The following is a 7,358-nucleotide window of genomic DNA, read 5'->3' as shown; positions in this document are numbered from 1 at the left end:
GCACGCTGTTGAGTTCTCAAGGAACGGACGCTTCCTTTGTACTCACCCTCTCGGGCTTTCCTCCGGGCTTCCCTTCGTGTTTCCAACCTTACCAGATCGTTTTCCGTTCCGTTTCCGGTTCGGAGTTTGTATCCGGTGGCCTGTTGGCTGCCTTTCGCCTTTCGGCGTGGTCACTACATTAGCTGATTTCTTCGGCGACTCATAATCGAGCAACCGAATTCGAATTTCGGCATGCCGAAATAAGCCCCTGCTGGGGAGTCATCTTGAGTAGTGGGTGGCAGCTGCGGGGTGCTCGAACAAGCAGGCCCGTAACCAGCTGCTCGGGCTACGTTAGGCGGTCGGACGTCCTGAGTCAAGTGTGCGCCTTCGGGGCGTGTGGGGACGATACGGACTCACGGTCGGGTCCTTGTCGATCCAGAAGCGCCAGGGGTGCGGGGCGCCGTCGCCGCCGACTCCCGTACGGGGGCCGTTGCGGATGTGGTCGGGGGCCGGCGGCGTACCGGTGAGGAGGGAGAGAGGGGCGTCCGGGCCGGCGCAGGTGTCGGTGCCGTTCAGGGAGAGGCCGATGTCGAGGGCCGTGGCCAGGCGGGCCGGCCCCTTGGCCAGTTCACGGTCGTGGCGGGCCGAGCGGCGGCGGGGGCGGGCCCGGTCGGCGCCCTTCAGGATCTCCCCCGCGCGCAGCAGCACCCCGCTCGCCTGGCCCTCGGGGCCGCAGACCAGGTTGAGGCAGTGCCACATGCCGTAGGTGAAGTAGACGTACGCGTGTCCGGGCGGGCCGAACATGACGGCATTGCGTGCCGTGCGGCCCCGGAAGGCGTGCGAGCCGGGGTCGATCTCGCCGGCGTACGCCTCCACCTCCGTCAGGCGCAGTTCCATCAGGCCTTCGGGTGAACGGCGGACGAGTGTGCGGCCGAGGAGGTCGGGGGCGACCTCCAGGACCGGGCGGTCGAAGAAGGTCCGTGGGAGCGGCGTACGGTCGGGGCTCTCGCTCATGGCGCACGAGCGTAGTGGGGGTCCGGTGGGGAACCGACTACGGTCGTCGCGCGTATGTAGGGGTCAGGACTGAGAAGGAGTGAAGGTCATGGGATTCAAGAAGCTGCTCGCGAGCCTGGGCGCCGGTGGGGCCACCGTGGAGACGGTGCTCACCGAGGAGAACGTGGTTCCGGGCGGTGTCGTCCAGGGTGAGGTCCGGATCCAGGGCGGCAGTGTCGACCAGCAGATCGAGGGGCTCTCCGTCGGCCTGCAGGCGCGGGTCGAGGTCGAGGGCGGCGACCAGGAGCAGAAGCAGGACATCGAGTTCGTCAAGGTCCGTCTGGGCGGTGCCTTCGAGGTGAAGGCCGGCGCGGTGCACGTGGTGCCGTTCGGTCTGGAGATCCCGTGGGAGACCCCGGTGACCTCGGTCTCGGGGCAGCAGCTGCGCGGGATGAACATCGGTGTGACCACCGAGCTGGAGATCGCGCGCGCGGTGGACTCCGGTGACCTGGACCCGGTCAACGTGCACCCGCTGCCGGCGCAGCAGGCGATCCTCGACGCGTTCCTCCAGCTGGGCTTCCGCTTCAAGAGCGCGGACATGGAGCGCGGGCACATCCGCGGGACGCGGCAGAAGCTGCCGTTCTACCAGGAGATCGAGTTCTTCGCGCCGCAGCAGTACCGGGGGCTGAACCAGGTCGAGGTCAGCTTCGTCGCGGACGACCGTGAGATGGACGTCGTCCTGGAGATGGACAAGAAGCCGGGTCTGTTCGGTGAGGGCAGTGACTCGTTCCGTGCGTTCAAGGTGGGTCTGAACGACTTCCACGCCACCGACTGGGCGGCTTACCTGAACCAGTGGCTCGCCGAGGTCGGCGGCCGTCGCAACTGGCTCTAGGCTCGGGCCCGTAAAGGCTGCTGAGGCAGTACGGGCGATACGGAGGTTTCGACGTGTCCGAGGGCAAGAGGGCGCCGCTCCCGCATGACTTCCATCCGCCGGTGGCGGCGTTCACCGTGGTGAGCGACGACATCGCGCCGGGCGGGGTTCTGAAGGACGCGCAGGTGTACGCGGCGGGGAACACCTCGCCGCAGCTGCGCTGGGAGGGGTTCCCGGCGGAGACGAAGAGCTTCGCCGTCACCTGCTTCGACCCGGACGCCCCGACGGGCAGCGGGTTCTGGCACTGGGTGCTGTTCGACATCCCGGTGTCGGTGACCGAGCTGCCCGCCGGTGCCGGGTCGGGGTCGTTCGAGGGGCTGCCGGCCGGGGCCGTGCACGTCCGGAACGACTACGGCTCGAAGGACTTCGGTGGTGCCGCTCCCCCGGCGGGGGAAGAGCACCGTTATGTGTTCACGGTGTACGCGGTGGACAGCGAGAAGCTCGGTCCGGACGGTGATGTGGCGCCGGCGGTGGTCGGGTTCAACCTGCGGTTCCACACGCTGGGGCGTGCCCAGTTGATCGGTGAGTACACGGCTCCCGCGGCGGTCTGATCGTTCGTTTGTTGTTTGCCCGCTTCTGGTCTTGGAGAGATCAGAAGCGGGCATCTTTTGTTGCGCGGGAAATATTGCGTTGTCCGACCCCGGCCGGCCCGGCCATCGTTGATCCAGGCCCCACCGCCCCGCTCCGGGGCCGGGCCTGCACACGGGAGGTGGGCACAATGCGGGACACGCTGGTACTCAACGCGAGCTTCGAGCCGCTGTCGACGGTCTCTCTCAACCGCGCGGTGGTGCTTGTCCTGACGGACAAGGCCGTCGTCGAGCACGCCCATCCCGATCTGCGGGTCCGAGGTGCGGCCGTCGATCTTCCGGTGCCGCGGGTGATCAGGCTCTGCCGCTACGTCCGGGTGCCGTTCCGAAGACAGGCACCGTGGTCGAGGAGGGGGGTGCTGGTGCGGGACCAGCACCGGTGCGCGTACTGCGGGCGGCGGGCGACGACCGTCGACCACGTGGTGCCGCGTGCCCAGGGCGGTGGGGACAGCTGGCTGAACACGGTCGCCTCCTGCGCCGAGGACAACCACCGCAAGGCCGCCAGGACGCCGGAGCAGGCGGGGATGCCGCTGCTGTTCAAGCCGTTCGAGCCGACGCCCGCGGACGCGATGCTGCTGGCGATGCGGGCGAGCGAGCGGTCGGAGCTGCCGGAGTGGCTGGCGAAGGCTGTCGCGTAACCCCGTCTCGTACGGAAGGGCCCGCCTCCCCCGGTGTGGGGAGGCGGGCCCTTCCGTCGTTCCGGCCGACGGGCCTAACGGAGCGTCAGCTGGAGGATGGCGATGACGCCGACGGCGATGATCACCCCGCGCAGGACGGTGGGCGGCAGCTTGCGGCCGACCTTGGCGCCGATCTGGCCGCCGATGGTGGAGCCGATGGCGATGAGCAGGACGGCCGTCCAGTCGAACTCGGCGACGAAGAGGAAGAAGACGGCGGCGACGCCGTTGACGAGGGCGCCGAGGATGTTCTTGACGGCGTTGATCCGCTGCAGGGTGTCGTGGAGCAGCAGGCCCATCAGGGAGAGGTAGAGCACGCCCTGGGCGGCGCCGAAGTATCCGCCGTACATGCTGGCGAGGAGGAGGCCGACGAGGAGGGCGGGGCCGCCGTCGGGGTGGGCCTCGGTGCCGGTCTGTTCGCGGCGGCGCTTGACGGCGGCGGCGATGCGGGGCTGGAGGACGACCAGGACGAGGGCGAGGCCGATGAGGACCGGGACGATCGCGTCGAAGGCGTCGGACGGCAGCGCGAGGAGCAGGATCGCGCCGATCAGGCCGCCGACGAGGGCGGCGGCGCCGAGGCGGATGATGCGGCGCTTCTGGCCCTTGAGTTCGGCCCGGTAGCCGATGGCTCCGCTGATGGAGCCGGGGACGAGGCCGAGGGCGTTGGAGACGTTCGCGGTGATCGGGGGGAGTCCGGTCGCGAGAAGGACCGGGAACGTGAGGAGCGTTCCCGATCCGACGATGGTGTTGATGGTGCCGGCGCCGATGCCGGCGGCGAAGACTGCCAGGGCTTCCCAGATGGACAACGCCATCTCCTTACATGGTCAGTGAGTCGCCTCCCCGCCCTGACGTCGTCCGGGTCGAGGGGCTCGCACCGATCATGCACGAGAATTACGTGTACGTGTCAGTCAACCGGGGGTTCGTCTCGCCTTTCGGTCCCGGAGCCCTTGGTGTTGAAGCCGGGGACGCTGCCTTCCTTGTTGCCGAAGGCGCCCGAGAGGCCCTTGAGGGCGTCGCCGATCTCGCTGGGCACGATCCAGAGCTTGTTGGCGTCGCCCTCGGCGATCTTCGGGAGCATCTGGAGGTACTGGTACGAGAGCAGCTTCTGGTCCGGGTCGCCGGCGTGGATGGCCTCGAAGACCGTGCGGACGGCCTGGGCCTCGCCCTCGGCGCGCAGGGCGGCGGCCTTGGACTCGCCCTCGGCGCGCAGGATCGCGGACTGCTTCTCGCCCTCCGCGGTGAGGATGGCGGACTGGCGGGTGCCCTCGGCGGTGAGGATCGCGGCGCGCTTGTCGCGCTCGGCGCGCATCTGCTTCTCCATCGAGTCCTGGATGGAGGTCGGCGGCTCGATCGCCTTGAGCTCGACGCGGTTGACGCGGATGCCCCACTTGCCGGTGGCCTCGTCGAGGACGCCGCGGAGGGCGGCGTTGATCTCCTCGCGGGAGGTCAGGGTCCGCTCCAGGTCCATGCCACCGATGATGTTGCGCAGGGTGGTGACGGTGAGCTGCTCGATCGCCTGGATGTAGCTGGCGACCTCGTAGGTCGCGGCCCTCGCGTCGGTCACCTGGTAGTAGATGACCGTGTCGATGTTGACGACGAGGTTGTCCTGGGTGATCACCGGCTGCGGCGGGAACGGGACGACCTGTTCGCGCAGGTCGATCCGGTTGCGGATCGAGTCGATGAACGGGACGACGATGTTCAGCCCGGCGTTGAGCGTGCGGGTGTAGCGGCCGAAGCGCTCCACGATCGCCGCGCTCGCCTGCGGAATGACCTGGATCGTCTTGATCAGGGCGATGAAGACGAGCACCACCAGAATGATCAGGACGATGATGACTGCTGACATCGTGTTCCCCGTGCCCTTCGCTGCCGGTTGACTGCCGGGTGGCCTTCGATGATCGAGTTTCGCAGATGACGGAATGTCATGGGCGAGGTTCGGTCACATGACGACGGCGGTGGCCCCGTCGATGTCCACGACGTCGACCTGCTCGCCCGGTTCGAAGGTCAGATCGGAGTCGAGCGCCCGGGCGGACCAGATCTCGCCCGCGAGTTTGATCCGCCCTCCGCCGCTTGCGTCGACCCGCTCCAGGACCACCGCCTGACGCCCCTTCAGGGCGTCGATGCCGGAGACGTGTTGGGGCCTGTCGTCGCGATGGCGGGCGGCGATGGGGCGTACCACCGCGATCAGCGCGACCGAGACGACGACGAAGACGAGTACCTGGGGAACGATGCCGAAGCCGAGGGCGGCGGTCACCGCCCCCGCCACCGCTCCGACGGAGAACATGCCGAATTCGGGCATCGCGGTCAGGACCAGCGGAATGCCGAGCCCCACCGCGCCGATCAGCCACCAGACCCATGCGTCGATGTCCACATGGTCATGGTAGGGCGGTGGGGGTCCTCCGGGACAGGGCGCGGGCGGCTGTGCGGGACGCCGGCGCTTCGTCCGCTACTTCAGGGGCAGGCCGTGGGCGGTCCAGCGGTCGCCGACGCGCTCGACGACGAGCGGCAGGCCGAAGCAGTGCGAGAGGTTGCGGGAGGTCAGCTCCATCTCCACGGGGCCGGCCGCGAGCACCTTGCCCTGACGGATCATCAGGACGTGGGTGAAGCCGGGCGCGATCTCCTCGACGTGGTGGGTGACCATGATCATGGAGGGGGCGTACGGGTCGCGGGCGAGGCGGCCGAGACGGCGGACGAGGTCCTCGCGGCCGCCGAGGTCGAGGCCGGCGGCGGGCTCGTCGAGGAGGAGGAGCTCGGGGTCGGTCATCATCGCGCGGGCGATCAGGGTGCGCTTGCGCTCGCCCTCGGAGAGGGTGCCGAACTTCCGGTCCAGGTACTCGTTCATGCCGAGGCGGTCGAGGAAGGCCTTGGCGCGCTGCTCGTCGACCGGGTCGTAGTCCTCGTGCCAGGTGGCGGTCATGCCGTACGCGGCGGTGAGGACGGTCTCCAGGACGGTCTGGCGCTTGGGGAGCTTCTCCGCCATGGCGATGCCGGCCATGCCGATGCGGGGACGGAGCTCGAACACGTCGGTGCCGACGCCGCCAAGCCGCTCACCCAGGATGTCGGCGGTGCCCTTGGTGGGGAAGAGGTAGCTGGAGGCGATGTTCAGAAGGGTGGTCTTGCCGGCGCCGTTGGGTCCGAGGATCACCCAGCGCTCGCCCTCCTTGACCGACCAGGAGACCTCGTCCACCAGAGCCCGTCCGTCGCGGACCACGGATACGTCCACCAGCTCCAGTACATCGCTCATGAGCGCGTTGTCTCCCCTTGCGGTCGAGTCGTGTCGTCGCCTTGCGCCGGTGGGCGCGGCGTCCAGGGGAAAACCTACGTTATCGACGGAGCGGGCCGGTCCCTAGGGCTTCCTTATGAGTCCCCCGGTGGGCCCAGGACTCCCCCTAGTCTTGGGGAATGCTTTCGGAACCACGCTCAGGACGCCTGGCCGCTTGGGGCAATGCCCTGCTGGCCGGGGCGGTGTCGCCGGACGAGGCGGCGCTGGCCATTGTCGGGGAGGACGCGGTGCACCGCGTGGAGGGGCTGCCGGGTGAGGCGCGGCCGGTGGGGCTGACGCTGGCGCTCGGCCGGCTGCGGCGGCTCGGGGTGACCGGGTGGCGGGTGGCGCTGCCGGCGCCGGGGCATCCGCTGGGGCTGAGCGGGCCGCCGGACTTCAACGCGCGCGCGTTGGAGGCGGAGGAGGCGGTGGTGGGCCACGGCGCGCCGTACGGGCTCGTGCCGGAGGTCTCGGAGGCGGGGCCGGTGGGCGACGTCCATGTGGAGGTGGTCTGGCGCTGTCTCGCGGTGCGGGAGGCGCCGCCGGCGGACGTGCCGTCGCTCGGTGAGGCCGAGCGGGAGCTGGCGGAGGCCCTGCGGGACGCGACGGCGGTCCTGACCCGGCTGGACGTGGCGGCCTCGGGCCCGGCGGCGGACGCGGCGCGCGAGGCGTACCGGGCGCGGGCGGAGGTGGGCCGGGAGGTCCTCGCCCCCGGCTACCCGCCGCGGGCGGTGCGGGTCCTGGAGCTGGCGCAGCGGGTGGGCCTGCTGGTGGACCTGGCGTACGACCACGGACACGGGGGCGCGGTGAGCGCTTCGGAAATGGCGGCGCGGGGGGCTGCGCTGCGGCCGGTGGAGCGGGTGGCGCGACGGGCGCAGGTGGCGGCGTACAACGCGTACGTGGAGGAGCGGGAGCGGGACCAGGGCTTCTGACCC

9 protein-coding genes are annotated in these 7,358 nt (G+C 69.7%); 4 read left to right on the top strand and 5 right to left on the bottom strand.

Annotated elements, in window-relative coordinates; all coding sequences use genetic code 11:
* Positions 1–330: 330 nt before the first annotated feature.
* Positions 331–993, bottom strand: a complete 663-nt coding sequence (locus tag E0F75_RS39590; protein ID WP_229315893.1) for a DNA-3-methyladenine glycosylase — start codon at positions 991–993, stop codon at positions 331–333.
* Between the two features lie 88 nt (positions 994–1,081).
* Here E0F75_RS39590 and E0F75_RS39585 point away from each other — a divergent pair, with 88 nt between their 5' ends.
* The 3 genes from E0F75_RS39585 to E0F75_RS39575 all read left to right on the top strand — a co-directional run bounded on the left by E0F75_RS39585 (position 1,082) and on the right by E0F75_RS39575 (position 3,128).
* Positions 1,082–1,864: a sporulation protein gene (locus E0F75_RS39585; protein ID WP_229315892.1), complete on the top strand. Its 783-nt coding sequence runs from the start codon at positions 1,082–1,084 to the stop codon at positions 1,862–1,864.
* A 53-nt stretch (positions 1,865–1,917) separates the two neighbouring features.
* Entirely contained in the window at positions 1,918–2,454 is a 537-nt protein-coding gene (locus E0F75_RS39580) for a YbhB/YbcL family Raf kinase inhibitor-like protein (protein WP_229315891.1), read from the top strand.
* A gap of 167 nt (positions 2,455–2,621) precedes the next feature.
* On the top strand, positions 2,622–3,128 hold the full coding sequence (locus tag E0F75_RS39575) for an HNH endonuclease (protein ID WP_229315890.1): 507 nt from the start codon (positions 2,622–2,624) through the stop codon (positions 3,126–3,128).
* Between the two features lie 74 nt (positions 3,129–3,202).
* Here E0F75_RS39575 and E0F75_RS39570 read toward each other — a convergent pair whose 3' ends face one another.
* From E0F75_RS39570 to E0F75_RS39555, 4 genes are all read right to left on the bottom strand, one after another.
* Positions 3,203–3,976 carry a sulfite exporter TauE/SafE family protein gene (locus tag E0F75_RS39570; RefSeq protein ID WP_229315889.1) on the bottom strand — a complete coding sequence of 258 codons (774 nt, stop codon included), beginning with the start codon at positions 3,974–3,976 and terminating at the stop codon, positions 3,203–3,205.
* Between the two features lie 92 nt (positions 3,977–4,068).
* Positions 4,069–5,007, bottom strand: coding sequence for an SPFH domain-containing protein (locus tag E0F75_RS39565; RefSeq protein ID WP_229315888.1), 939 nt, complete (start codon positions 5,005–5,007; stop codon positions 4,069–4,071).
* Positions 5,008–5,100: 93 nt separating this feature from the next.
* Positions 5,101–5,532 carry an NfeD family protein gene (locus E0F75_RS39560; protein ID WP_229315887.1) on the bottom strand — a complete coding sequence of 144 codons (432 nt, stop codon included), beginning with the start codon at positions 5,530–5,532 and terminating at the stop codon, positions 5,101–5,103.
* 75 nt (positions 5,533–5,607) lie between these two features.
* A complete protein-coding gene (locus tag E0F75_RS39555) occupies positions 5,608–6,405 on the bottom strand; it encodes an ABC transporter ATP-binding protein (protein ID WP_229315886.1) in 798 nt (265 codons plus the stop codon).
* Between the two features lie 158 nt (positions 6,406–6,563).
* Between E0F75_RS39555 and E0F75_RS39550 the strand changes: the two genes are divergently transcribed.
* Positions 6,564–7,355, top strand: a complete 792-nt coding sequence (locus tag E0F75_RS39550; RefSeq protein WP_229315885.1) for a hypothetical protein — start codon at positions 6,564–6,566, stop codon at positions 7,353–7,355.
* Positions 7,356–7,358 lie beyond the last annotated feature (3 nt).

Source organism: Streptomyces sp. CB02980, from assembly GCF_014451325.2.
Classification (GTDB): domain Bacteria; phylum Actinomycetota; class Actinomycetes; order Streptomycetales; family Streptomycetaceae; genus Streptomyces.
Note: the sequence above shows the minus strand (reverse complement) of the source record. Positions and strands in the feature narration are given on the sequence as shown.

Bases quoted from the DNA above. Each gene is read 5' to 3' on its own strand.
- E0F75_RS39575 (WP_229315890.1), top strand. From the start codon at position 2,622: ATGCGGGACACGCTGGTACTCAACGCGAGCTTCGAGCCGCTGTCGACG.
- E0F75_RS39570 (WP_229315889.1), bottom strand. From the start codon at position 3,976: ATGGCGTTGTCCATCTGGGAAGCCCTGGCAGTCTTCGCCGCCGGCATC.
- E0F75_RS39590 (WP_229315893.1), bottom strand. From the start codon at position 993: ATGAGCGAGAGCCCCGACCGTACGCCGCTCCCACGGACCTTCTTCGAC.
- E0F75_RS39585 (WP_229315892.1), top strand. From the start codon at position 1,082: ATGGGATTCAAGAAGCTGCTCGCGAGCCTGGGCGCCGGTGGGGCCACC.
- E0F75_RS39565 (WP_229315888.1), bottom strand. From the start codon at position 5,007: ATGTCAGCAGTCATCATCGTCCTGATCATTCTGGTGGTGCTCGTCTTC.
- E0F75_RS39550 (WP_229315885.1), top strand. From the start codon at position 6,564: ATGCTTTCGGAACCACGCTCAGGACGCCTGGCCGCTTGGGGCAATGCC.
- E0F75_RS39555 (WP_229315886.1), bottom strand. From the start codon at position 6,405: ATGAGCGATGTACTGGAGCTGGTGGACGTATCCGTGGTCCGCGACGGA.